This is a genomic window from Herbiconiux sp. UC225_62 (assembly GCF_042694625.1).
Taxonomy (GTDB): Bacteria; Actinomycetota; Actinomycetes; order Actinomycetales; family Microbacteriaceae; genus Herbiconiux.
Map to the genome: position 1 here is coordinate 3,142,651 of NZ_CP170551.1, position 23,488 is coordinate 3,166,138.

The 23,488-nt window shown below is 69.4% G+C and carries 27 protein-coding genes and 2 pseudogenes; 14 read left to right on the plus strand and 15 right to left on the minus strand.

Annotated features, from left to right (window positions below):
* Window positions 1-237: 237 nt before the first annotated feature.
* Entirely contained in the window at window positions 238-1,761 is a 1,524-nt protein-coding gene (locus ACFJGU_RS15310) for a DUF222 domain-containing protein (RefSeq protein ID WP_382304392.1), read from the minus strand.
* A gap of 65 nt (window positions 1,762-1,826) precedes the next feature.
* The gene (locus tag ACFJGU_RS15315) at window positions 1,827-2,798 is read right to left on the minus strand and encodes a hypothetical protein (protein ID WP_382304394.1); all 972 of its coding nucleotides are present in this window, start codon (window positions 2,796-2,798) and stop codon (window positions 1,827-1,829) included.
* A 124-nt stretch (window positions 2,799-2,922) separates the two neighbouring features.
* Between ACFJGU_RS15315 and ACFJGU_RS15320 the strand changes: the two genes are divergently transcribed.
* On the plus strand, window positions 2,923-3,519 hold the full coding sequence (locus ACFJGU_RS15320) for a hypothetical protein (protein ID WP_382304396.1): 597 nt from the start codon (window positions 2,923-2,925) through the stop codon (window positions 3,517-3,519).
* 135 nt (window positions 3,520-3,654) lie between these two features.
* Here the strand turns inward: ACFJGU_RS15320 and ACFJGU_RS15325 are convergent.
* Together ACFJGU_RS15325 and ACFJGU_RS15330 are read right to left on the minus strand one after the other, a co-directional pair.
* Window positions 3,655-4,126 (minus strand): annotated as a pseudogene (locus ACFJGU_RS15325) (SRPBCC family protein); the annotation flags it as partial.
* A gap of 46 nt (window positions 4,127-4,172) precedes the next feature.
* Entirely contained in the window at window positions 4,173-4,592 is a 420-nt protein-coding gene (locus tag ACFJGU_RS15330) for an Lrp/AsnC family transcriptional regulator (protein ID WP_382304398.1), read from the minus strand.
* 69 nt (window positions 4,593-4,661) lie between these two features.
* On the opposite strand from ACFJGU_RS15330, the gene ACFJGU_RS15335 reads away from it, so the two are divergent.
* Window positions 4,662-5,297, plus strand: a complete 636-nt coding sequence (locus tag ACFJGU_RS15335) for a LysE family translocator (protein WP_382304400.1) — start codon at window positions 4,662-4,664, stop codon at window positions 5,295-5,297.
* Window positions 5,298-5,409: 112 nt separating this feature from the next.
* The gene (locus ACFJGU_RS15340; protein ID WP_382304402.1) at window positions 5,410-7,143 is read left to right on the plus strand and encodes an alpha-glucosidase; all 1,734 of its coding nucleotides are present in this window, start codon (window positions 5,410-5,412) and stop codon (window positions 7,141-7,143) included.
* Here the strand turns inward: ACFJGU_RS15340 and ACFJGU_RS15345 are convergent.
* Complete coding sequence (locus tag ACFJGU_RS15345; RefSeq protein ID WP_382304404.1) at window positions 7,131-7,568, minus strand: VOC family protein; 438 nt, start codon at window positions 7,566-7,568, stop codon at window positions 7,131-7,133. The genes ACFJGU_RS15340 and ACFJGU_RS15345 overlap by 13 nt on opposite strands.
* Before the next feature lie 176 nt (window positions 7,569-7,744).
* Between ACFJGU_RS15345 and ACFJGU_RS15350 the strand changes: the two genes are divergently transcribed.
* Both ACFJGU_RS15350 and ACFJGU_RS15355 read left to right on the plus strand, forming a co-directional pair.
* Window positions 7,745-8,656: a hypothetical protein gene (locus ACFJGU_RS15350; protein ID WP_382304406.1), complete on the plus strand. Its 912-nt coding sequence runs from the start codon at window positions 7,745-7,747 to the stop codon at window positions 8,654-8,656.
* On the plus strand, window positions 8,653-9,273 hold the full coding sequence (locus ACFJGU_RS15355) for a hypothetical protein (RefSeq protein ID WP_382304408.1): 621 nt from the start codon (window positions 8,653-8,655) through the stop codon (window positions 9,271-9,273). Before ACFJGU_RS15350 ends, ACFJGU_RS15355 begins: the two co-directional genes overlap by 4 nt.
* Before the next feature lie 47 nt (window positions 9,274-9,320).
* Here the strand turns inward: ACFJGU_RS15355 and ACFJGU_RS15360 are convergent, their stop codons facing one another.
* Window positions 9,321-9,731 carry a putative immunity protein gene (locus tag ACFJGU_RS15360; RefSeq protein WP_382310389.1) on the minus strand — a complete coding sequence of 137 codons (411 nt, stop codon included), beginning with the start codon at window positions 9,729-9,731 and terminating at the stop codon, window positions 9,321-9,323.
* Here ACFJGU_RS15360 and ACFJGU_RS15365 point away from each other — a divergent pair.
* Entirely contained in the window at window positions 9,645-9,908 is a 264-nt protein-coding gene (locus tag ACFJGU_RS15365; RefSeq protein WP_382310484.1) for a hypothetical protein, read from the plus strand. The genes ACFJGU_RS15360 and ACFJGU_RS15365 overlap by 87 nt on opposite strands.
* Here the strand turns inward: ACFJGU_RS15365 and ACFJGU_RS15370 are convergent.
* Window positions 9,877-10,440: a GrpB family protein gene (locus ACFJGU_RS15370; RefSeq protein WP_382304410.1), complete on the minus strand. Its 564-nt coding sequence runs from the start codon at window positions 10,438-10,440 to the stop codon at window positions 9,877-9,879. The two genes, ACFJGU_RS15365 and ACFJGU_RS15370, sit on opposite strands and share 32 nt — an antisense overlap.
* 129 nt (window positions 10,441-10,569) lie before the next feature.
* On the opposite strand from ACFJGU_RS15370, the gene dinB reads away from it, so the two are divergent.
* The 3 genes from dinB to ACFJGU_RS15385 all read left to right on the plus strand — a co-directional run bounded on the left by dinB (window position 10,570) and on the right by ACFJGU_RS15385 (window position 12,742).
* Window positions 10,570-11,766: a DNA polymerase IV gene (gene dinB, locus ACFJGU_RS15375; RefSeq protein WP_382310391.1), complete on the plus strand. Its 1,197-nt coding sequence runs from the start codon at window positions 10,570-10,572 to the stop codon at window positions 11,764-11,766.
* A gap of 72 nt (window positions 11,767-11,838) precedes the next feature.
* Complete coding sequence (locus tag ACFJGU_RS15380; RefSeq protein WP_382304412.1) at window positions 11,839-12,336, plus strand: GNAT family N-acetyltransferase; 498 nt, start codon at window positions 11,839-11,841, stop codon at window positions 12,334-12,336.
* Window positions 12,337-12,346: 10 nt separating this feature from the next.
* On the plus strand, window positions 12,347-12,742 hold the full coding sequence (locus ACFJGU_RS15385; RefSeq protein WP_382304414.1) for a hypothetical protein: 396 nt from the start codon (window positions 12,347-12,349) through the stop codon (window positions 12,740-12,742).
* 6 nt (window positions 12,743-12,748) lie between these two features.
* Here the strand turns inward: ACFJGU_RS15385 and ACFJGU_RS15390 are convergent.
* The 3 genes and pseudogenes from ACFJGU_RS15390 to ACFJGU_RS15400 form a co-directional block, all read right to left on the minus strand.
* Window positions 12,749-13,675: pseudogene (locus ACFJGU_RS15390) on the minus strand (alpha/beta fold hydrolase); the annotation flags it as partial.
* Window positions 13,676-13,690: 15 nt separating this feature from the next.
* Window positions 13,691-13,855, minus strand: a complete 165-nt coding sequence (locus tag ACFJGU_RS15395) for a hypothetical protein (protein WP_382304416.1) — start codon at window positions 13,853-13,855, stop codon at window positions 13,691-13,693.
* 108 nt (window positions 13,856-13,963) lie between these two features.
* The gene (locus ACFJGU_RS15400; protein WP_382304418.1) at window positions 13,964-14,620 is read right to left on the minus strand and encodes a DUF3592 domain-containing protein; all 657 of its coding nucleotides are present in this window, start codon (window positions 14,618-14,620) and stop codon (window positions 13,964-13,966) included.
* 239 nt (window positions 14,621-14,859) lie between these two features.
* On the opposite strand from ACFJGU_RS15400, the gene ACFJGU_RS15405 reads away from it, so the two are divergent.
* From ACFJGU_RS15405 to ACFJGU_RS15415, 3 genes are all read left to right on the plus strand, one after another.
* The gene (locus ACFJGU_RS15405; protein WP_382304420.1) at window positions 14,860-15,681 is read left to right on the plus strand and encodes a hypothetical protein; all 822 of its coding nucleotides are present in this window, start codon (window positions 14,860-14,862) and stop codon (window positions 15,679-15,681) included.
* 144 nt (window positions 15,682-15,825) lie between these two features.
* Window positions 15,826-16,764 carry a DUF1214 domain-containing protein gene (locus ACFJGU_RS15410; RefSeq protein WP_382304422.1) on the plus strand — a complete coding sequence of 313 codons (939 nt, stop codon included), beginning with the start codon at window positions 15,826-15,828 and terminating at the stop codon, window positions 16,762-16,764.
* A 33-nt stretch (window positions 16,765-16,797) separates the two neighbouring features.
* Complete coding sequence (locus tag ACFJGU_RS15415) at window positions 16,798-17,625, plus strand: tyrosine-protein phosphatase (RefSeq protein ID WP_382304424.1); 828 nt, start codon at window positions 16,798-16,800, stop codon at window positions 17,623-17,625.
* Here ACFJGU_RS15415 and ACFJGU_RS15420 read toward each other — a convergent pair.
* The 3 genes from ACFJGU_RS15420 to ACFJGU_RS15430 all read right to left on the minus strand — a co-directional run bounded on the left by ACFJGU_RS15420 (window position 17,622) and on the right by ACFJGU_RS15430 (window position 20,296).
* Window positions 17,622-18,701, minus strand: coding sequence for a CPBP family intramembrane glutamic endopeptidase (locus ACFJGU_RS15420; RefSeq protein WP_382304426.1), 1,080 nt, complete (start codon window positions 18,699-18,701; stop codon window positions 17,622-17,624). The two genes, ACFJGU_RS15415 and ACFJGU_RS15420, sit on opposite strands and share 4 nt — an antisense overlap.
* Window positions 18,698-19,288 carry a DUF3887 domain-containing protein gene (locus ACFJGU_RS15425; protein ID WP_382304428.1) on the minus strand — a complete coding sequence of 197 codons (591 nt, stop codon included), beginning with the start codon at window positions 19,286-19,288 and terminating at the stop codon, window positions 18,698-18,700. Before ACFJGU_RS15425 ends, ACFJGU_RS15420 begins: the two co-directional genes overlap by 4 nt.
* A 75-nt stretch (window positions 19,289-19,363) precedes the next feature.
* Window positions 19,364-20,296 (minus strand): AraC family transcriptional regulator, encoded by a 933-nt coding sequence (locus ACFJGU_RS15430; protein ID WP_382304430.1) that lies wholly within the window; start codon window positions 20,294-20,296, stop codon window positions 19,364-19,366.
* Between the two features lie 112 nt (window positions 20,297-20,408).
* On the opposite strand from ACFJGU_RS15430, the gene ACFJGU_RS15435 reads away from it, so the two are divergent.
* The gene (locus ACFJGU_RS15435; protein WP_382304432.1) at window positions 20,409-21,161 is read left to right on the plus strand and encodes an SDR family NAD(P)-dependent oxidoreductase; all 753 of its coding nucleotides are present in this window, start codon (window positions 20,409-20,411) and stop codon (window positions 21,159-21,161) included.
* Between the two features lie 34 nt (window positions 21,162-21,195).
* Here ACFJGU_RS15435 and ACFJGU_RS15440 read toward each other — a convergent pair whose 3' ends face one another.
* Entirely contained in the window at window positions 21,196-22,377 is a 1,182-nt protein-coding gene (locus ACFJGU_RS15440; protein ID WP_382304434.1) for an epoxide hydrolase family protein, read from the minus strand.
* 109 nt (window positions 22,378-22,486) lie between these two features.
* Here ACFJGU_RS15440 and ACFJGU_RS15445 point away from each other — a divergent pair, with 109 nt between their 5' ends.
* Window positions 22,487-23,074, plus strand: coding sequence for a TetR family transcriptional regulator (locus tag ACFJGU_RS15445; protein WP_382304436.1), 588 nt, complete (start codon window positions 22,487-22,489; stop codon window positions 23,072-23,074).
* Here ACFJGU_RS15445 and ACFJGU_RS15450 read toward each other — a convergent pair.
* Window positions 23,071-23,424, minus strand: coding sequence for a TfoX/Sxy family protein (locus ACFJGU_RS15450; RefSeq protein ID WP_382304438.1), 354 nt, complete (start codon window positions 23,422-23,424; stop codon window positions 23,071-23,073). The genes ACFJGU_RS15445 and ACFJGU_RS15450 overlap by 4 nt on opposite strands.
* Window positions 23,425-23,488 lie beyond the last annotated feature (64 nt).

Below are 23,488 nucleotides of genomic sequence, written 5' to 3' on the forward strand. Positions count from 1 at the left end.
GTGGTGGGTGGTAGGTGGTGGGCTGAGCGCGGGTGGGGGATCGAGCGTGCGTCGTGGGTGGTGGTTCGAGCGTGGGTCGTAGGTCGCTCCGTGCACAGTGGGCTGAGCGTGAGTCGTGGGTTGCGCGTCGTGGGCGAGGGTGCGCCGTTGGTCGCGCGTCGTGGGCCCAGCGTGCGCCAACCGACGGTGGTCCGCCGGTGCGTGCCCCTTCGCCGTTACACGGTGCCGCGCTCGCCGTCAGGTTGCGAGCTGGGTGCGTCCACGGGCCACGACGGGCTGGGGGAGGGTGCGTCGTCGGGTGACGGGGATGGGTGTCTGGGTCGAGTCGATCCAGCGCGGCGGCACGATGTTCGGAACGCCGTGGCGCATGGTGAGGCGCCAGGCTGGTTTGTGGATGCGGGCGTGGTGGAACCGGCAGAGCAGGACGCCGTTCTCGATGTCCGTGCGGCCGGGTGGATGTGCGGGCGTTCGCCACTCCTCCACATGGTGCGACTCGCACCCGGCGGGCGGGCGGTCGCAGCCGGGCCAGACGCAGCCGCCGTCGCGCGCCGCGAGCGCCCTGTTCTGAGCGGGGCTGAACAGGCGGCGGGTCTTGCCGTGGTGGAGCACTTCGCCGTGCCGGCCGAACACCGTCACGACCTCGGGGGAGTGGCAGCGGAGCCGCTCGACCGTGGTCATCGGCACGGGTTCGTCGAGCCCGTCGATCCAGCCCGGACCCCGCCCATTCTCGAGATCAGCGAGCGTGACGTGCACGTTGACGGTGGTGGTCGCGCCGCCCAGGTGGGGCATGTCGGAGGCGCCCGCCGCGCGGGCGATGAGTTCGGTGGCGGCATCCGCCATTCTCTGCGGCCGGGAGCGGGTGTCGGCCGTGATGAGCTCGGCGGCGGACGCGCCCTCGGCCGTCGCCGTGTTCTCGGCGGAAAACCCGCCTTCGGGGGCGGACGCACTCTCGGCCGCGGACCCACTCGCGGCGGCAGACCCACCCTCGGCACCCAACCCACGCTCGGTGGCGGGTCCTTCGCCGGCAAGGAACCGCGGCGACGTGCGTGGGCTGATCATCGCGTTCAGGGCGCCGAGCCAGACCGCGCCGTCTTCGGGTGGCAGCGCCAGGCGACCCCGGTACATCCCGTCGGCGCTCCGGGCCAAGGTGAACGAGCGGGCTTCGTGCTGGGCCTCGGCGCGGGGCTCGAGGCCGTCGGGGTCGAGGGATTCGCGGATGCGAACGGCCAACCGTGGCACGTCATCCACGACGAGCAGAGGGTTGCGAGCCGCCACCACGAGATGCTCTTCGGCCTCGGACACCAGGAGCGGATCGATGCCCCGCGAGAGCAGCGTGGCGCATTCGGCGGTGATGACCCCGGCACTCTCCACCCCGACGTCGCCGCACGACATCGCGTCGCGGACGAACGGGAACGGCTCGGGACCGACGCCCCCGCCCAGCAGCTCGACGCCGCGCATCCGACCGCCCAGATCGAGCCGACTCTTGGCCTCCCGAGTCGACGTTCTCGTGACGGAGGCGAGCAGCTTGGCCGGCGTGCTGAAGTTCTGCGAGCGGCTCAGGCCCTCGTCACCCAACTCGGAACGAGACCGAGCGCCGATCTCGCCGGCGACGCGGGTCTGCACGGCGCCGACGACCCGCGCCACCCGCTCGAACCCTGCACCGAACGCGAGCAGCGCACCGTCGTCGAGCCCGGCCACGGCGTCGCCCCAAGCGCTCACGCGCGCGGCGATCTCGCTGAGCTCGGACGGTGTGGGGTGCATGAGAACAGTGAACCATGAGCCACTGACATTCACTCACTTTCGACCCGGAGCCGAAGAGGGCCCGTTCAGACGCGCTTGTCGCGCTCGAACAGCCAGGAGTTCCACTCCCCGAATTCCTCCACCGTCATGAGTTCAGCCTGGTCCAGCAGCGCGACCAGCTCGGCCGGATCGGCGTGCCCGTCGCTGATCTGGAGCCGCGTGTCGTCGCGGATGCGCACCACCGACAACGCGCCGTTCGCCTCGAGCACCCAGGTGTCGGCATCGAGATGCTCGCACACGTTCTCGGTCGAGCCACCGACATCCGGATTCAGGATCCAGCCGCAGGCCTCGCTCTCGATGCTCTCTCCCTCGACGAGCGGAGCGGTGCTCAGCGTGACGTCGCCGTCCTCCACCCGGAAGTCCTCGCGCCGCAGCGCCGTCGGATCGCGCGAGAGCCTCACGTCGGTCTGATAGTCGCTCGGCAGCACGATCTGCACGACGAGCCCGGGCACGACGTAGGGCCTGGTGTACATGTCGTTCCGCCGCGTCAGCTCGGCCGCGTCTTCAGCGCTCTGCGCTTCGTCGATCTCCGCCTGAGCCGACGCGAAGGGTATGGCCACCACCACGAGTTGGACCGCGATCGCCGCGAGGCCCACGACCCGGACCAGTCGCGGCATCACCACCAGACTCGTCACGGCCGCCGCGAGGCCGAGACTGAGAGGGAGCGCTGTCACCCCACCGAAGCCGGGGAGCGCCGCCTCGGCGAGACTGATCGTCACCCCGAAGGCGATGAGCGTCACGGTGAGGGCGATGTTCCACCACACCTGAGCGCGCCCGGTGGTCGCCCGGGTGATCAAGGAGGTCAGCACCACGTAGACGGCCGGTATCGCGACCACCGCGACGAAGAGGACGGCGACGTTCGTGAACGCCGCCACGAGGAGTCCCCAGACGGTCACCTGGGCGTAGACAGCCGTCAGTACGCCGATGAACAGCGGATGCAGCAGCTTCAGAGACGGCGTGGCGGCCGTCGTGTCGTCGTTCCCGTCGTCTCCGTACATCCCCAGCCCCCCAGCCGATCCGCGATGACAACGACTGTACGAGCGGACGTATGCCGCTCGAAGCATGTGGGCGGGCAAGACGAGGTTCGGAACCCTTCACGACAGCTGTGGCAGAGTAGCTCCGATGATCACGACCCGACTCCGCCCCGCCGCGGCTCTCCTCCTGGGCACCGCTGCCGCCGGTTCTCTGGCTGCCTGCAGCACGGAGTACCACGGTCACGACAGCGGAATCGACGGCGAGCTCTGGGACCGGATGGCCTCCTTCGAAGACCCCCTGTTGACCAGCGTCTTCGACCCGCTCGACGAGACCATCGGCATCCTGCACACCATGATCCCCGAGCAGTACCCGCCGGCGGTCAGCGACCCCGACGAGTACCTCGCCGGCATCCTCGCCCCCCGTTGGGACGGTGCGGCCGCGTCCGTCCCCGAGCTCGGCCTCGACCAGGGAGGGGCGATCCTCTACGACGCCGTGTCGACGGAATCGGATGCCTCGTTCTCCATCTTCATCGCCTCGGGCCCCCGCTCCAACGGGCCCGACGACTCGGGCAGGGTCTACAGCGGACCGAGCGAGGTCTACACCTGCTACCGCTTCGACGTCCGTTTCGAGGCGGATGCCTCGGCCCACGCGCGCCAAACGATCTACCTCGGGTGTCCGGCCGAACTGGTGGATCCGTTGGCCGACGACGCCGCCTTCGCGAGCGCCGAGGTGTTCGCCGGCTGAGGGGCGGAGGGGCCGAGAGGCTGGCGCCTAGGTGCTCGGCCCCGGCTCGCTGACGCCCGCCGCCCGGTCGTCGCCCCCGCCCGCCACGTCGCTGCCCGCCACGCCGTCCCCGCCCGCCACGCGGTCGCCGCCTCTGACCTGCGCCAGCACCACCGCATCCTCGCACCCTCGGGCGAATCCCCCGGATGCGCCGATCGATGTCGCGCTGCAGCACCACCGCGCCGATCCGCTCCGCCAGCGGCGCCAACCATCGCGGCTTGCAGCTGAAGTTGTAACGCCACACCGCGAGCGTGCTGCTCGCGTCACCCTCGACGGGACTGAACCGCCATCCACCCGCGAGTCGCTCGAAGAACCACGACCCCTTCGTCATCTTCATCCCCACGTTCGACGGCGGATGGTACGACACGTATTCGCTCACCATCCGGAACCCGAAGCGCTGCACCGTGAAGGTGCGCACGCCCTTCGCGGGCACGGTCGCTCCGTCGAGCAGGTGCTGGTGGCGGATGAACGGGTCCCACCGCATCCGGATGTCTCCCGTCGTCTGCGACACCGCGAACGCGATCTCGGCACTCACGGGCACGATGCAGCGGGACTCGACGACAGGCACATCCCCACTCTGTCACCCGCACGCCCGCCCGGCCGCGAGATATCGGTCAGCGGAGGGCGAGCCGCGTCTGCGTGTGGGTGGCACCGCCATCCCTCTTGAGGCGGCGCAGCAAGCGGTCGAGCGCTCCGGTGTCGGCGACGCGGATGTGCACGAGGTAGTCGTAGGAGCCCGTGACGTGCACGGCGTCCCGGATCTCCGGAACCCGCCGAGCCCAGTCGAGGAACGCCGCCGAGTCGAGAGCGGGATCGAGTCGCACGTCGATGAACGCCTCGAGTCCGCCGGCGGCATCCGTCGTCTCCGCGTCGAGCACCACCCGGTAGCCGAGGATCACGCCGTCCCTCTCGAGGCGCCGCACGCGCGCGGCCACCGCGTTCGTGCTCAGCCCGACGCGGCGGCCGATCTCACTGAACGATGCACGGCCGTCCACGCGGAGAACATCGATGATCTTGTCGTCGGTGGCATCCATACGACACATCATCTCAATCGACTGCACGAACGCGCAGTGGGCGTCGAGCGGATGGCCCAAAGTCGTTCCATGGACGCGCTTCTGCCACTCGGCTCCGGACTGGTGGCCGGGCTAGTAGCCGGCCTGGCCGTCGCTGCGCCGCTGGGCGCGATCGGCGTGCTGCTCATCCAGGAAGGGATCACTCGCGGTCTGCGGCGCGGCCTCCCCGCCGCCATCGCTGTGGCGGTGGTCGATACCTCTTACTGCGTCGTCGCGGTGGCCGCCGGGGCGCTCATCGGGCCGGTCATCGCGGGATGGGCGCCCTGGCCGCAGTTCGTCGGCGGCACGGTGCTCGTGGCGCTCGGCGCGTACGGGCTGATCGTGAGCAAACGGCCACGGCGCGACGAAGCCGAGGTGGTCGAGCCATCCGGTTCGTCCCGTCGGCGTTTCGGCCTCTTCCTCGGCCTGACCGCGATCAACCCCGCGACGCTGGTCTACTTCGCTGCCATCCTGCCCGGGGTCGACCAGATCGCGTCGTCCGCACCAGCCAGGGTGGCGTTCGTCAGCGGTGTTGCTCTCGCATCGTTCGGATGGCAGACCCTGCTGGTCGCTCTCGGTGCGGGCCTGCGGCGCAAGGCGACTCCGTCGTTCCGGAGGGCGTCGGCGCTGATCGGGAACGGCGTGGTCGCCCTGCTCGGCGCGCTGCTCATCGTGCAGGCGTTGTGACCGAGTCGATCCCTGCATCGCGATGCGGTGAGGGACGCGAGCGGCGCATCCGGGACACTCGGGATAGCCTGTGGGATGCTCCCCGCCCCTCTCCCCGCCAGGCAGGTCATCCATGTCGTCCGCTGATCCCCTCGCCGACCGAGCAGCCCCCGCCGTCACCCCGTGGTGGAAGAGCGCCGTGGTCTACCAGGTCTACCCGCGCAGTTTCCAGGACTCCGACGGCGACGGCATCGGCGACCTCCGCGGGGTGATCGACCGCCTCGACCACCTGCAGCGTCTCGGCGTCGACGTCATCTGGCTGTCGCCGATCTACCGGTCGCCGCAGGCGGACAACGGCTACGACATCAGCGACTACGAGGACATCGATCCGGTGTTCGGCACGATGGCCGACTTCGACGAACTGCTGGATCGAGCGCACGCTCGCGGCATCAAGATCCTCATGGATCTCGTGGTCAACCACAGCTCCGACGAGCATCCGTGGTTCGTCGAATCCCGCTCGTCCCGCGACAACCCCAAGCGCGACTGGTACTGGTGGCGCGACGCCCGTCCCGGCACGATCGCCGGCCGGCCCGGCAGCGAACCCACCAACTGGGAGTCGTTCTTCTCCGGCTCGACCTGGGAGTTCGACGAGCAGACCGGCCAGTACTACCTGCACCTGTTCGACCGCAAGCAGCCCGATCTCAACTGGGAGAACCCCGAGGTGCGCCAGGCCGTGTACGCCATGATGCGGCGCTGGCTCGACCGCGGCGTCGACGGGTTCCGGATGGATGTCATCAACCTCATCTCCAAGCATCCCGACCTCCCCGACGGTCAGGTGGCCGAGGGGCACACCTACGGCGACGGCTTCCCGTTCTACGGGCACGGACCGCGGCTGCACGAGTTCCTGCAGGAGATGCACCGCGAGGTCTTCGACGGGCGGAGCGGATTGCTGACCGTGGGGGAGATGCCGGGCGTGACGCCGGAGGAGGCGGTGCTCTTCACCGACCCGGCACGCCGCGAGCTCGACATGGTGTTCCAGTTCGAGCACGTCGGCCTCGATCACGGTGAGGCGTCGAAGTTCGTGCATCGGGAGCCCGATCCCGGGGCGCTCGCCGCGTCGTTCACCCGCTGGCAGGATGCGCTGTCCGACACGGGCTGGAACAGCCTCTACCTGTCGAACCACGACCAGCCCCGCACCGTGAGCCGCTTCGGCGACGACCGCGAGTTCTGGCGCGAGTCGGCGACCGCATTGGCGACGATCCTGCACCTCCAGCGCGGCACGCCCTACGTCTACCAGGGCGAGGAACTCGGGATGACGAATCATCCGTTCGCCTCGATCGACGACGTGCGGGATGTCGAGAGCCTCAACCACTACCGGGAGCAGACCGACGCCGGGGGAGTCGAGGGCGATCTGCTCGTCGGGATCGGTCGCATCGGGCGCGACAACGCCCGTACGCCGGTGCAATGGGATGCGTCGCCGAATGCCGGGTTCACGACCGGGGAGCCGTGGACCGCGGTGAACCCGAACGCGGCGCTGATCAACGCCGAGGCGCAGTACGGCGTGCCGGGATCGGTGTTCGAGCACTACCGGTCGCTGATCCGTCTGCGGCACGAACGGTCGGTGGTCGCCGACGGCACCTTCCGTCGCGTACCCGCGGGATCGGACGAGGTCTTCGCCTTCGAGCGGCGACTCGACGACGACGTTCTCCTCGTCGTCGCGAACCTGTCGTCGGTGTCGCGGGTCGTGCAGCTCGACGGGGGCCTCGAACCCTGGCGCGACGCATCCCTGCTCCTCACCAATCTCCCTGCGAAGACCGTGGCGGCAGCGGAATTCGCCCCTTGGGAGGCGCGCGTCTACGCGCTTTGAAGGGCCTGCGCGAACATCACGAGGATGCCGCTCGGGCCGCGGAGGTAGGTGAGTTTGTAGACGTCTTCATAGGTCGCCACGCCGCGGAGAGGGTGGTAGCCGTGCCGGGCGGCGATCTCGAGCGCCGCGTCGATGTCGTCGACCGAGAAGGCGATGCGATGCATCCCGATCTCATTGGGGAGCGTGGGCTCCGTCTCGATGGCGTCGGGATGGATGTACTCGAACAACTCGATCTGTCCCTGACCGTCCGGCGTCTGCAGGACGGCGATCTTCGCGTGGTTGCCGTCGAGGCCCACGGCGGTGTCGGCCCACTCGCCGCTGACCGTGTCGCGCCCCAGCACCGCGAGCCCGAGATCCGTGAAGAAGGCGATCGTCTCGTCGAGGTCGCGCACGGCGATCCCGACGTTTTCCAGTTTGATGACCATGCCCTGCATGCTACTCAGCCCCTCCTCGGGGAATGGGCCGAGGCGCGGGAGTGGGCATGGGGGAGTTCTCCCCATCGCGAGCCGCTCGCGGCCCGGATAGCGTCGAGGGTTCCTGGCACCGGCCGGGTGGAACGGGGGATGGCGTGCGGCGACGACGGATGTGGGCGGGGTCCATAGTGGCGGGAGTCGCGGTCGCCGCGGCGCTCGTGCTCAGCGGATGCACGACCGAGCCGGCGCCCTCGCCCGAGCCCGACAAGACGGTGCTCCGCGATCTGTCCGAGCAGCTGAAAGCGCTCGACGGCGTCGTCGATGCGAAGCTCTCGACCACCGGATACACCACCGACGACGAGTTCTCGGCCACGATCACGATCGACGACCTCGCGCGGACCGGTGAGATCACGACGACGGCGATCAGCAGCATCCGGTCGTCGGAAGCGGCACCGGCCGCCTATGAGCTCGAGATCCGACGCGAACGCGAGAACCTCCCGACCGACCAGGCCACCATGCGCCTCGACGGTGACCCCGAGGCCGGCGCCGAGGCGCTCGGTGCCGTCACCGCGGTGTGGGCCGACCTCCTGGGCGTCGACGGTGTCTCCATCCCGAAGGCGACGATCACCACCGCCGGGCTGGATGCGGAGTACGTCGTGACCTACGACCCGCTCGTCGCCGGTGTGCGCCCCAGCGCAGTGGTTCCGGTGTTCGCGTCGATCCTGGCCGACAACGGCTTGGCAGCCGAGTCGTCGACGCTCACACCGGGCCTGGATGCGCCGCCGATGTTCAACCTCGACGGCAAGCAGCTCTACCCACAGGGCACGGTGGTCGCCACGGTCGCCACTCCGCTCGTCGGGCCGGCCGGACTGAACCTCGCGTCGACGCACTACCGCCTCAAGGCCGATCACGTGGTCGATGTCATCCTCTTCCCGGCCGTCGCCGCCGACGGCACTCTGCTGCCGCTCGACCTCACCTCGGAGACGGTCGCGGCCGCGCGGCAGCAGGTGGAGATCACCCGCGCTGAGCGCAACGGGTGGACGGTGGACGACGTGGTGGTCTTCACGCAGGACGGCACGCAGATCTTCGGCCGGCCGTGAGCGGCCCGAGCGCGGTGCCGGCGCTCCCGCCCGTGCCTCGACCCCAGGGTCGACCGTTCCCGTCCTGGCCCGTGTGGCTGGTGTTCGCCCTTCTGCTCGTCCCCTCCGTCATCGCGCTCGGTCTGTTCGGGGTGGCGAAGGATTCGGCGGCCGACGAGCTGGCGCTGCAGCGCGACGTCGTCGGACACAACCTGGTGCTCACGGGAGTGCTCACCGACGTCGAGACCTCGTCGGGCCTGCCCAAGACGTCGAGCCTCTACGAGGTGACGGTTCCGGATGCCGGTGACGGCTCCGGAGAGGATGTCACCGTGGTCTTCCAAGGCGACGAGCAGTGGGGCTTCCCTCCCTCCTCGGACTATCCGGAGGAGCTCTCCTTCCTCGTCGCGCTCGACGACCCGCCGCGTGCCGTTCTGCACGGTCCGGTGGGTAGCATCCGGCCCGTCACCGAGGAGTCCGTGCGGGAGGCGGAGGGCGCTTTCTCGAGTGCGCGCACGCTGTGGGTGGTCTCGATCGTGGTGTTCTGGCTCTTCGCGCTGGGGCTCCCGGTGCTGGCGGTGCTGCTCGCGGCGCGGCGTCGCCGGGCGAAGAAGCGGCGGTCTTCGACGCCGATGATCTGAGGAGTGGCGTGGTCGCTCCGCCTGATCAGGGCGTGTGCGTCAAGGCGTCAGCGCGTCTGCGATAGGGCGGCCTGGATGTCGCGGATGTTCGCTCCGAGTTCGCCTGATGCCAGGAGTCCCGCGCCGAGCGGGCCGGAGGAATCGTGCCCGAGCAGGGGAAGTCGGCCGAGAGCCACCTTCACGGCATCGCTCATGTGCTCGATCTGCCACGCGATCTCGGCAGCCCCACAGTCGTTCTCGGTGGGGTCGCTCGCGCCCGCGGCCTTCGCGGCGTACGCCGCCGCGCCGAGGGCGTGTGCGCCCATGTGGGCCACACCCGACGCCTGCGCCGCGGCCCAGGCGGCCGCTTTGGCCGCGGGCGACGTGACAGAATGCGCGGCGCGCCCGGCCACGAATCGGCGACGGATCTCACCGGCGGCATCCAGCTCACCGCGGGCGAACGCGCGTGCGCGGGCGATCGCGTCGCGCGGCCGGTCATCGGCAGGCGCCTCCGCCTCGAACAGGGGCAGAACCCGTCGGCGCAGTCGGCCGCCCAGGCGGCGACGAGCCGCCGGTCGTCGAGGCTCAGCGTCTGCGAAGAGGGCACACCAGCACCCTGCCACATCACGGCGCAATCGCCCTCGCGCGCCGCTTGATCGCGGCGATGACCTCCGACTTGGCATCGGCGTAGTCGTTCATGTCCTCCCAGCGCTTCCGGAGCAGTTCTCGCTTGGTGCTCTCGTAGAGGGCACGGTCGCCCGCGTCGGAGCGCAGCCGATCGCGGAGCAGGAGGTACTCCTCGACAGCCGCGTCACCGTTCTCGTACACATGCACGTGCACGTCGCGCGCGGGCGTGCGCACGAGCCGATGCCCGGGCTCGCGAACCCTCAGCACGTAGCCGGATGCGAGGAGTGCCTCCAGATAGTCCTCTTCGGCGGTGATGTCGGGCACCACCAGCACGATGTCGACGATCGGCTTGGCAGCCAATCCGGGAACGCAGGTGGACCCGATGTGCTCGATCGCGACGTCCGCGTCCGCGAGGGCAGTGAGGATGCGCGCCCGATGCTCCCGATACACGTCCGCCCACCGCTCGTCGTAGTCGTGCAGTTCGACCTCGAGTCGCTCCGGGCCGCCGACGAGCTCGAGGCCCGTGACATCCGCCCGACGCCGTTTGCGCTTCCTGTCCACGGCACCATCCTCGCATCGCGCGCCGACGAGCTGATCAGGGTCGCGACGGCGGCAGGTGGACGACTCTGGCCGATGTCGTCGGTGCGTGCGACGATCGGCGTGACGGATGAGCGCGGGAGGCGGAGCAGGATGCGGGGCGAGGCGAGCGTGCTGCACGCTGATCTCGACGCGTTCTACGCATCCGTCGAGCAGCGCGATGCGCCGGGCTTGCGCGGCCGGCCGGTGATCGTTGGCGGCGGAGTGGTGCTGGCGGCCAGTTATGAGGCGAAGGCGCGCGGGGTGCGCACGGCCATGGGCGGGCGGCAGGCGCGGGAGCTGTGCCCGGATGCGGTGGTCGTGCCGCCGCGGATGGATGCCTATTCCGCAGCCAGTAGGGACGTGTTCGCGATCTTCCGCGACACGACACCGCTGGTGGAGGGTCTGTCGATTGACGAGGCGTTCCTGGAGGTCGGGGGACTGCGGCGGATCGCCGGCACACCCGAGCAGGTGGCGGTGCGTCTGCGCGAGCGGGTTCGCACGGAGGTCGGGCTGGCGATCTCGGTCGGGGTGGCGCGCACCAAGTTCCTGGCGAAGGTCGCCAGCGCGGTGAGCAAGCCCGACGGGCTGCTCGTCGTCGAGCCCGATGCGGAGCAGGCGTTCCTCCTCCCGCTCCCGGTGGAGCGACTCTGGGGCGTCGGCGCCGTCACGGCCGAGAAGCTGCACCGGCTCGGCATCCGCACGGTCGGTCAGCTAGCCGAGCTCGAAGAAGCCACCGCCGAACGGCTGCTGGGGCGCGCGACCGGAGCGCACCTGCACGCGCTGGCGCGCCTGCGAGATCCGCGCCCGGTCGACACCACGCGCCGCCGCGGATCGATCGGGTCGCAGCGCGCGCTCGGCAGCCGCCCGCGCCCGGCCGCCGAGCTCGACGTCATCCTGACGCAGATCGTCGATCGGCTGGCTCGGCGCCTGCGCGACGGTGATCGCGTGTGCCGCACTGTCGTGCTCCGGTTGCGCTGGGGCGACTTCGCGAAAGCCACCCGGTCGCGCACGGTCGGCGTGCCGACCGACCGCACGTCGGTGCTCCTCGCCGTCGCGCAGGAGCTGCTCGCCTCCGCTCGATCGGAGATCGAAGAGCGGGGCATCACCCTCATCGGGGTCTCGCTCTCGCAGCTGGGGCGCGCCGACAGCATCCAGCCCGAACTGCCCATCGACTGGAACGAGGGGTCGCGCCTCGACTCGGTTCTCGACGCTGTGCACGACCGTTTCGGTGCGACCTCGGTCGCGCGCGCGGCGCAGCTCGGTCGTGACCCGGGCTGGTCGACGCCGCTCCTCCCCGAACACGAGTGACAGTCCGCGTGGATGCGCGCTCGCGAGGGCGCCCCCCTGGCGTCGTCGCATCCGGCCAGGGACCATGGAGACATGACGACGACCATCCGCCCCTGGGCGGAGACCGACCTCCCCTTGTTGGTGCGCGCCAACGCCCCGGCCATGACCGAATACATCGGCGGACCGGAGTCCGAGCAGAAGGTGCTCGAGCGACACCAGAAGTACCTGCGCTTCGTGAAGGAGGAGCAGGCGGGCATCTTCGCCATCGAGCTCGACGGCGTGCCGGTCGGCGGGGTCAACTGGTGGCAGTCGCGCTGGAACGACGAAGACACCCTCGAGACGGGCTGGTTCGTGCTGCCCGAAGCGCAGGGCCGCGGTGTGGCGGCCGCGGGCGCTGCCGCCGCCCTCGACGACGCGCGCCGACGATCGGAGCGGCGCCACATCCTCGCCTTCCCCGCCACCGCGAACCTCCCGTCGAACGCACTCTGCGCGCGCCTCGGCTTCGCGCACCTCGGCGAGGAGGAGTTCCCCTACCGCGACACCGTGCTGCACGTCGGGGTCTGGTCGCTGCACCTCGACGACCTCTCGTAGAGAAATCAACGTGAAGCAGATCATCGCCGGGTCGGCGCTGCCCGCCCGAGCGGGCTCGACCATCGCCGCGATCGCCGTCATCCTGGTGTCGGCGCTGGCCATGATCATGCCGGGGCAGTCGCTCGACAAGCTGGGCTGGGTGGTGCTGGCGTTCGGGGTCGTGGCGCTCGGCTTCCAGGTCGACGCGGCTATCCGGATGCTGCGCAGCCACGACGGCCCGAGCCTCTCGCGCACCATTCCCACCATCGTGCTGCACGTCGGCCAGCTCTCGGGCGTGATCGTGGGGAGCATCCTGCTCATCTTCGCCAACCCCGAGGGCCTCTTCCACATCGCCTGGGGTTTCATCGCGATCTTCATCGTCTCGATCGTGAACGCCTGGGTCTTGATGGTCGAGATCCTGCGCTAGCCGGGCTCAGGTCGTGCGCACCTCGATGGCTCTCCGGATGCCGCGCACGTAGTCGTCCGGATGCTCCCCCGCCGCGAAGTGGCCACCGTGCGGCAGCTCGTACCACTCCTTCACGTCGAAGATGCGCTCGGCGAAGGAGCGCGGAGCGTTGACGAGGTCGCGCGGAAAGACCGTGAAGACCGCGGGAGCCACGGGGAGCGCATCCGGAACCCGGCTGAGCGCGTACGGGGTGAACGACGTGCCGATGCAGTCGGAGAACCAGTAGGCGCTGATCCAGTCGAGCGCCTCGCCGCGGGTGAACACCTCGAAGACGTCGCCGTCTTTGTCGGTCCAGGTGGTGAGCTTCTCGAGCAGCCAGGCGGCGAGGCCGGCCGGCGAATCGCTGAGGCCGGTGGCGACCGTTCGGGTCTTCGTGCCCTGCTCGTGCATGTAACCGCCCTCGGCGGCCTGCCATTCGTGCCCGCGACGTTCGTAGGCCCGCTCTTCAGGGGTGGCATCCTCGGGCATCGCATGGAGGTAGTGGTATTGCGACACGTCGGTCAGGTGCAATGCCGACACCTGCTCGGGGTGTTCGGCGGCGAGTGCCTCGGCGACGTCGCAGCCGACGTCGCCGGCCGAGAGGATGACGCGATCGAACCCGAGCGCGGCGACACCGGCGGCGACCATGTCGGCGATCTCGGCCGCCGTCCGGCCGCCGCCTTCGACCGGCGCGGCGAACGGGAACCCGGGCAGGGCCGGAACGACGACGGTCACGTCGCGGAGCAGCGGGAGGATTCGCTCGAACCGCAAGATGGAGTCGGGCCACCCGTGCAGCAACACGACGACCGGCGCGTCGGCGTCGTGTGCGCGTTGCACGACCAGGCGCAGGGGGCCGCCCGGTGTCTCCGCGACCTCCCACGGGATGGCGCGCACACGCTCCTCAACAGGGGCCCAGTCGTACTCGTCCTGCTAGTACTGGAGCAGGCCGTCGAGCACCTGGAGGTCGACTCCGGCCTCGTCGGGGAGAGCCGAGGCCACCCGCACCGGTCGTCGCCTAGCCAGCCGCGCCTTCAGGTCGTCGAACGACGACCTCTCGACGGCCGGCGGAACAGCAGAAGGCAGCGCAGCGCTCATACATTCATAGTGCCCGCCCCTCCCATTCGATCCAAGGGCGTCTCGGGGCGTTCGCGCTCGGCTGAGATAGGAAGAGGTGGTGCTGCATGCCTTCGCGGCGGTCGCGGGCTACGCGTGCCAGCGGGTGAAGTCGGCCGCCGTGCGCGAACCGAGGGGCGCCAGCCAGATGCGGGAGGTGTCGGCGGGGCGGGCGGGGTCGTAGAGCACGCTAGCCGGGTCTCCGGTGACGGGGAGATCACGGCGGGGCCACTGTCCCGTCTTCTGCACCCACCGGTCGGTACCGGTCGCGTCGGTGAACTTCACCGTCACCGTCCCCAAGAGGCCCCCCGACGTCGGATCGATCTCGGGGATCTCGACGATCACGCCCTGCTCGATGCGGCCGTGCGCGAGCAGGTGAGCGAGCACGTCCTTCTGCGACCGGCGGCGGGCCCGCACGACGGCCCCGAGCAGCAGGAAGGCGAGGGCCAGGATGCTCAGCCCGATCGGCACCAGCCAGAACGCGCCCGGCGAAGGCAGCGAGAGCACGCCCCACCACGCCCCGAGTGCCAGCCCCACGAACAGGATCGGCAGCGGCCCGACCACGGGCGCCGAGATCAGCTTGCCGGTGAATCGCCGGCTCGCACCGATGTGCACGAAGAAGCCGATGATCAGCAGGGGCAGACCGACGATCATCCCGAAGATCGCCAGCGGCGGTTCAGCCGTGTCGCCCATCGCACCGAACTCGGCGAAGCCGAAGAGGGCACGCACCTCGAGTGCAGCGCCCACCAAGATCATCAGGAGCCCGATCACCACGCCGAAGAGGGCCGCCGGCGATCCGATCCCGGGCCGCCTCCCGGCGCTGTCGGGCCTCGATCGGATCGATCGTGCTCATGTCTGCGCTCCTCGTCGTCGTTCCGGCACCACCACGCTATCGGAGCCGACCGCTCCGCCTCCCGGCGACTCGTCCGATAGCATCCGAAGGTGCACGTATCCGGGCCGGGGGTGGTCGCTGTGGATGGACGACGGTGAAGCGCAGTCTGAAGCACGGGTGGAGTTTTGAGAACCAACCCGAGCTCTACGAGTTCGACGAAGTCGGCGACGCGACCTTCGGTTTCGCCCGGCTGTGGAGCGGCGGGATGCGCACGGCGCTCGCGAGCAGAGAAGGGCTCGTTCACGTCGTGGCGCTCGTCGAAGGTTCCGCCGAGATCTCCGTCGAGGGTCATCGCGTGCCGGTGGAAGCCGGCCAGGTGTTCCTCGTTCGCGGACACTCAGCGCTGGAGGCCCACTCGCCGACCCCGTTCGCGCGATACGGCTGGTTCTTCCGGCAGAGCTTTCTGGAAGGCCGTGAGTTTCGCGATGCCATGGGCGAACCGAGGTCGGTGTCGCGGGGAGCTCTGCTGGCGCTGACCTCGGTCACCAACGCCTCCTTCGCCGGAGGGGGAGCCGCGGCGGCGAACCCGTCGCGTCACACGCGCATCGCGATGGAGCACCTGGTGGCCGCAGCCGTCGCCGACCTCTCCCGACCTCCGCGCGTTGATCCGGTGCATCGTGATGGCCTGTTCCTGGCGGCGCAGATCACCATCCGCGAGAGCTTCCGGGATCCCGGATTCTCGGTGGAGGCCCTTCGCAAGACGCTGGCCGTGAGTGTGAGCTCGCTCTACCGCGCCTACGAATCAATGGGCTCGACGCCGCGACGCGAGATCGAACGCCTCCGGGTCGTCGAAGCGAGGCGACTGCTGACGTCGGTCGACCCGCGGGAGGCGGTCGCGACGGCTGAGATCGCCTCCGACTCGGGGTTCACCTCGGTCGTGAGGATGCGGAGGGCACTTGCGCGCCCGATGCGGTAGACCGGTGGCGCACGATTCTTCTCAGCCGTCACCATTTCCTCCCGGATTCGCCCCGGCCTGCTCAGGTGCGATCACGGGTGCGGCAGACTGGCCGAGACCCTGCCGTGACCGCCCTGAGGCTCTCGATCTGGAAAGGAACCTGCCGTGAGCGCAATCCCCGTGACCGTCCAGAACTTCACCCGGGCCGAATCCGATCTCATGTTCTCCCGGTTGGCCGCCGCCGGACTGGGCACGTGGAACCACACGCGTGCACTCGACTCACTCGGTGACCAGCCCGTCATCCGTCAGAACCGCGACACCCTCTACAGCTTCGCCGTCATCGACGTGCGTGAGGGGGCCACGGTCACGCTCCCGGATACCGACGGGCGGTACATCTCGGTCTGGGTGGTCGATCAGGATCATTACGGCCCGGTCATCCTCAGTGAGCCAGGTGAGCACGTGCTCACGCGCGACCTGGTCGGCACCGACTTCGCCGCGCTGATCGTGCGCATCCTCGTCGATCCGACCGATCCCGACGACGTGGCCGAGGTGAACCGGCTGCAAGACGACCTCGAGATCGCTGGCGGCGGCACGGGCCCGTTCCCGCTGCCCGACTACGACGGGCCGTCGCAGAAAGAAACGCGCGAAGCCATCCTCACGCTGGCTCGAGGCGTCACGAAGTACGACCACTCCTTCGGCACGGCGGATGAGGTCGATCCGATCATGCACCTGCTGGGCACCGCCTCCGGCTGGGGTGGCCTGCCGGAGGTGGAGGCCACCTATGTCAACGTCGACGAGGGCCTACCGGTCGCCGAATATCGTCTGCGCCTCCTGGATGTCCCGGTCGACGCCTTCTGGTCCGTCTCGCTCTACAACGCGGCCGGATACTTCGAGGAGAACGCGTTGGGCGTGAACAGCATCAACAGCCTGACGGCCGTCCGGGATGCCGATGGCGGTGTCACCATCCGCTTCGGCGTGCAGCTCGACGGCGTCGCGAACGCGCTCCCGATCATGCCGGGCTGGAACTACGTGCTACGGCTGTACCGTCCGCACCAGTCCGTGCTCGACGGCACCTGGACGCTGCCGCGCCCCGAAGCGATCTGAACCGTCGACGATTTGACAACGAACGGAGTTCCCGTGACCGACCGGATGATTCCCGACCGCCGCGTGCCGCTTGCGAGCGCACCGAACATGCGCGACCTGGGCGGCATCCCGGTCGCCGGCGGCATCGTTCGACCAGGCCTGCTCTACCGCTCGGCGTCGCTCGCGAACCTCGACGAAGCCGACGGAACCGCGTTCGCAGAGCTCGGCATCACGACCGTGTACGACCTCCGCACCGAGGCGGAGCGGGACGACGCGCCCGATCACCTCGCCGAAACCACTCGCTCCGTGTGGCTCGACGTCGTGGCCGACGCCCCCGACAACGTGGCCGCGAGCATCCCCACCCTCCTCGCCGACCCGGCGGGGCTCGAGCAGGCCCTCGGCGAAGGGCGCGCCGCCGATTACCTCGCCGACGCCAACCGTTCGTTCGTGAGTCTGCCGTCGGCTCTCGCCGCCTATCGGCAGTTCTACCTCGACCTCATCGACGAGCAGCGAACCGGGGCCGCGCTCTTCCACTGCACCACCGGCAAAGACCGCACCGGCTGGGCCGCGGCGTCGTTCCTGTTGCTGCTCGGCGCATCCGAAGCCGATGTGCGGTCGGACTACCTGCAGACCAACACCGACCTCGCACCCGCGCTGCAGCCCATGCTCGCCGCGCTCGAGGCCCAGGGCGTGAATACGGCCCTTCTCCAGCCGATCCTCGAGGTGCGGAACAGCTACCTCGATGCGGCCCTCGACGAGGTGCGCAGCCGGTACGGGTCGATCGACGCCTACGCGCGAACCGGCCTCGGTCTCACCGACGAGCAGATCGAGGCCCTCCGCACGCGCTTCATAGCGGCCGACGCCGACGGCGTGCGCCCCTAGGCCGCCGCGAGCGATTCGGGCGCTTCGGCCGTTTCGCGCCAGGGGCGACGGAACTGGCCGGTGGCGACGAGCACGATCACGAGCGCGAGCGGCACGATCCATCCGCTCCACCCGAGCACAGTCGCCTGCGTGGTGTCGATGTGCTCGCCGGCCAGGGAGAACACCAGGTAGGTGCCTGCCGCGCCGTTGAAGGCCGCGTGCGCGAGGGCGGCGGGCCAGACCGAGTCGGATCGGAGGCGCAGCCATCCGAACACCCCACCGAAGACGATGCACACCCCGACCATCGCGATGAGGCCGAGCCAGCCGGGCGCGTCGGGGTAGTTGTAGCCGAGCAGGATGAGCGGGGCATGCCACAACCCCCAGATGACGCCCGAGATCACGATCGCCGGCACCGGCCCGAGCGGCAGCAGCTTGGGTAGCAGCCAGCCCCGCCATCCGAGTTCCTCGCCGAGCGCCGGAACGAGGTTGATGAAGGCTGCCGCGGGCAGCATCACGAGCTGGATCACGACGATCGTGCCGACCGGGATCGGCAGTTCACTTACACCCGCGGCGCGCAGCTGCTCGGTGATGACCTGTTCGAACCCCGAGAAGTTCACGAAGTCGGCGGGATACACGCCGAACAGGGCGCCGATAGGCAGAGCGACGAGAACCAGGGCGATCGGCACGAAGACTCCCCAAGCGGCATAGCCGATCAGGCGGCGCACCGGCTTCAGGGGCCACAACCCGAGGGTTCGCGCCCGGTGGCTGGGGCGCTCGACGAAGAACACCACGATGAGCGCCGCGGTGGCCGGGGTGGCCATGATGGCCACGGCGATGATCGGGAAGAGCGGGCTGGCGAGGCCGTCGCCGAACCAGAGGGGGAGGGCGAGAAGCCAGGCGAGGGCGAACGCGATCGCCACGAAGACGGCGATGGAGCGGATGTCGCGGCGACTGAGTCGGGCGGGGTGGCCGTCATCCGGCCCAGTGCCGCGCCCGCTGTCTGCTCTTGGTGCTCGGTGGGTCGCGGCGCTCGCGACCTCTGCGGAGTTCTCGGCGACGAGGGCGCTCGCGGCGCCTCCCGGGCTCGCGGTGCTCACGGCGTCGGCTCGCTCAGAATGTGCAGGCCGGCGATGGTGCCGTCGTCGCGGAAGGCGATGCGTGCCGTGTAGTCGCCCGCCTCCATCGAGAGCGGCGTGTTCGTGACGGTGATGTCGCCGGCCCGGGTCACGACCGGGTTGCCCTGGCTCTCGAAAGCGCCGGAGGTGCCCACGATCTGCGCCCACGCCGCCGCCAAGGAATCCTCCGACAAGCCGTCGCGCATCGCCCCGTCGAACCGTTCGGTCACGAGCTCCCAGCGCCCGGCGGCGAGATCGTCGACCACCGATCGTGCCAGCACGGCGGCGTCGGAGAGGGGGGTGGTGTTCATGGGTTCTCCTGTTCTTGGATCGATCGGCTTGCCGTAGCGTTGAAAGGCGGCCTGCCGGCTCACTCCCAGGGCGTCGCCGATCGTCTGCCACGTGACGCCGCGTTCGCGCGCTTGCTGCACGACAGCCCGGACCACGTCGTCGGCGGCCGCCTGGATCTGCAGCGCGTACCGGATGGCGCCGGCAGGTTCGTCGCTGTCGCTCAGAACGCGCGACGCGAGCAGCTCGTCGCTGTGCCGCTTCAGTTCGCGGATCGCCATCGTCAAATCATCTTGCACATGTAAAGATTACATTGACACTGCTCGTTCTCGCAACACTTCGGCGGAGAGGCGGACTTAGGCCGACGCTTTCCGAGCCCGAGCGCGGAACTGCGTCGGCGAGCATCCGACCACCCGGCGGAACGCCGTGCTGAAGGCGCTCTCGGAGAGATAACCGGTTGCCGCCGCGAGCTCGGAGATCGACATCGTGCCGCGGTCGAGGACGTCGCGGGCGAGGCTCATGCGCCACTCGATGAGGTACTCCAGCGGTGGCACTCCGACGCGGCTCTTGAAGGCCTGGGCGAACGCCGATCGCGAGAGGTGGCTGATCGTCGCCAACTTCTCGAGGCTCCACGGGTACGCCACGTCGGCGTGCATGGCGCGCAGGGCGGCGCCGATGCCGTCGTCGTTGAGCGCGCCGAGCCATCCGGTGGGCCGTTCGGTTCGGGCGGCGTGCGCGCGCAGCATGTGCACGAGCAGGATCTGCGCGAGGTGGCTCTGCACGAGAGGCCCGCCGGCGGCGGACACGCCGACCTCGGCGGCCAGGAGGTCGATCAGCTGGGCGAGCCGAGCGCCGTGCGGATCGCCTATGCGGAACACGACGAGCGGCGGGAGCAGATCCGTCAGCAGGCCGGCATTCGCGTCGTCGAAGGCGATGTGACCGACGCAGAGATAGAGGTCGTCATCCGACGCCTGTCCGAGCCGCACGAGCCCGTTCTCGGCAGCGGCAACCACCGGCGCGGCGGCGAGTGGCCTCGCGTCGCGCGTGCCCGCCAGCACGTAGGGTGGCGGGTTTCCGAGCAGGAACGTGTCGCCCTCCTGCAGCAGCACCGGCTCGTGCCCGTCGAGCATCAGCCAGCACGAGCCGCGAACGACGCCGCCGGTGCGCACGTGCGGAAAAGGCTCGAAGCGCAACGCCCACTCGCCCGTGGCGCGGATGCTGGGCCCCACGACGGTGCTGGGCCGAAGCAGACCGATCGCATCCGCGACCGGATCGTGAAAACCGAGCATCCGGCACCCTCTCTGGACGATGTGTAAAGGAATGCAGACTCTGCCTTATGGATCATACGTGACTCCCGGCGCATGATCGATGGTGAAGCGAAGACCGAGGAAAGGGGCTCCAATGGGGCAATTCGACGACAAGACGGCATTGGTCACCGGCGCCAGCAGTGGGATCGGCTTGGCTACGGCCAGACGGCTCGCGGATGACGGTGCGCACGTCTTCATCACGGGCCGTCGTCCGGCCGAGCTGGATGCCGCGGTCGCGACCATCGGGGCAGACCGCGTCACCGCCGTGGTCGGCGACATCTCGAAGCTCGACGACCTGGATCGGCTCTACGACGCGGTGCGTGCGCGCGGGCGTGGTCTGGATGTTCTCGTGGCGAATGCGGCCGTCGGCTCTTTCGTGACGCTGGAGAAGACCACCGAAGAGCATTTCGACCAGACCTTCGATGTGAACGTGCGGGGCACGCTGTTCACCGTGCAGAAGGCGCTGCCCGTGCTCAACGACGGGGCATCGGTGATCCTGGTCGGGTCGACCGCCGGCGACCGCGGAGTGGACGCGTTCGGCGCGTACGCGGCGTCGAAGGCGGCGGTGCGGTCGTTCGCGCGCACGTGGTCGACCGAGCTCAAGGGGCGGGGCATCCGGGTCAACGTGGTCTCGCCGGCGTGGATCGAGACGCCCGGCGGAACCGCGGCGTTCGGAGACGAGGAGACGGCGCGGGCCGTGAAGGAGAACGTGGCGGCGACGGTGCCGGCGGGCCGCATGGGCCGGCCGGAGGAGGCTGCCGCCGTGGTGGCGTTCCTGGCGTCGGAGCAGAGCAGCTACGTCATCGGTGTGAATCTCACCGTCGATGGCGGCACCAACCAGATCTGAGAGCCCGCCGGCGATGCGGCGTCGGGCAAGTTCGTCATGCGGCGTGTGATTCAGTCGGGCGGCGCAGGCTCCGCAAGCCGGTGCGGAGTTCGTCGACGAGGATCTCCGGCTGCTCGAGAGCGGCGAAGTGCCCACCCCGCGGCGCCTCGCCGAAGTGGATGAGGTCGCTGTACGCATCCTCGACCCAGGATCGCGGCAACCGAGGGATGTCCCGCGGGAAGACGGTCACGGCGACCGGCAGCGTGAGTTTCGGCCCTGCCATCGTGGCCGACCGGTTCTCCCAGTAGATGTGGGCGGATGACGCGGCGCTGTCGGTGAACCACGCGAGCGAGATCTGGTTCAGGATCGTGTCGACGCTGAGGGCATCCTCGGCCCGCCCCTGGTTGTCGGTCTTGGACTGGTACTTCTCGTAGATCCACGCGGCTTGCCCGACCGGGGAGTCCGCGAGGGCGAATCCGACGGTCTGGGGCTTGGTGCCCTGCAGGTGGTTCGACCCGCCGAGGGGCCCGGCGTAGAAGGCCAAGCCATCGACGGCGTGCTGCTCGTCGGGGCTGAGCGTGTCGGGTATCTGCTGCGGGAAGGCGTACGGGGTGCTCAGGTGGATTCCGAGCAGCCCGTCCGGCCGTTGGGCGCCGAGTTGCGTGGTGACGGCCGCACCCCAGTCGCCGCCGTGCGCCGCCCACGCGTCGTAGCCGAGACGCCTCATGAGCTCCACCCAGGCGTCGGCGATACGGGCCACGTCCCACCCGGTCTCCGTCGGATTTCCGGAGAAGCCGAATCCCGGCAGCGATGGGATGACGACGTCGAACGAATCGTCGGCGGCCCCGCCGTGCACGACCGGATCGGTGAGCGGGCCGATCAGCTTCAGGAAGTCGGTGTTCGCGCCCGGCCATCCGTGTGTGAGGAGCAGAGGCATCGAACCCGGGTTGCCCGACTTGACGTGGATGAAATGGATGTCGACCCCGTCGATCGTGGTCACGAACTGCGGGTAGGAGTTCAGCTCGGATTCGAACTGCCGCCAGTCATAGTGCTGCTGCCAGTACGAGACGAGCGAGCGGGCGGCGTCGACCCGCACCCCCTGGGACCAATCGGGGACGGTTTCCGGAGCGGGCCAGCGTGTGCGGGTCAGGCGTTGCGTGAGGTCGTCGATCTCGGAGTCCGGGATCGCGGCGCGGAATGGACGGATCTCTGTCGAGGACGGAGTGGGCGTTGTCATCGTGGTCTCCTGTGTTCAATCGCGGTGCGCACGTGCATTGCACACCGGTGTGCAATGCACACTGCTGTGCAGACTACGCCATTGCACATGAGTGTGCAATGATCGAGGGGTGAGTGAATCCCGCGGACTGACACAGACGAGAGACCGGATTCTCGACGTGGCGATCGAGACGCTCGGATTGAACCCGGATGCGGGCATGGCCGAGGTCGCTGCGGCGGCCGGCGTCGTCCGGCGCACCGTCTACGGCTACTTCCCAACTCGAGCCGAACTCGTGCACGCGCTCACCGAGCGGGCGGTGACCGAGATCGCCGGGGTGCTGACGGCATCCACCTCGTCCGACCGCGCAGCGGATGAGGAGTGGGCCGACTTCATCGCGCGACTCTGGCCCCTCGTGCACCGCTACCGCGTGCTGGTGGCACTGCGGCGCGGAGAGTTCGGGAAAGACATCCATGCCCTCCTCGGGCCGGTCGAGACGATGCTGGCCGACCTGGTGCAACGCGGCCAAGACCAAGAGGTCTTCGGGCGGCATCTCCCCGCAGACGTTCTCAGCCAGGTGGCGTGGTCAGCGGTCTTCGCCATCGCCGACAACGACGTCTCCGGCACGTCGTTCGGCGTCGCCGCGCCGACGGTCACGAGCCTGCTGATGCTCGGAGTTCCCGAGCCGCGCGCGCTGACTCTGGCCGAGCGCCGACCCTAATCCGCGGAGCCGGCGGCTTTCCCGGATGTGAGGCCCACGCCCACCCAGAACGCGAGCTCGGTGTCGGCCTCGATGCGAGCCGTCGGCACGGTGAGCCATCCGTCGCCCATCGGCCGGCCCGGGCCCATGAAGGCGGGCTCGCCTCCGCGCCGGAGGAGGTCGTCGTGGTCGGCCGGATGGGTGCGCACGAGGAGGTCACCATTGCGACCCGCCGCGACGGCCATCCGACCGTCGACCATGAACGACAGGCCGCCGAACATGTTCACCACTCGCACGTCGTCGCTCCCACTCAGCACACCTCGAATCCTCTCCGCGAGAGCATCGCGAGCGCTCGTGTCGCGCGAGGTCATCGGCTGCCTTGACCGATGCCCAGCGCTGCCGCCTGGGCGGTCGGCGCAGGGTGATCGTTCTGCA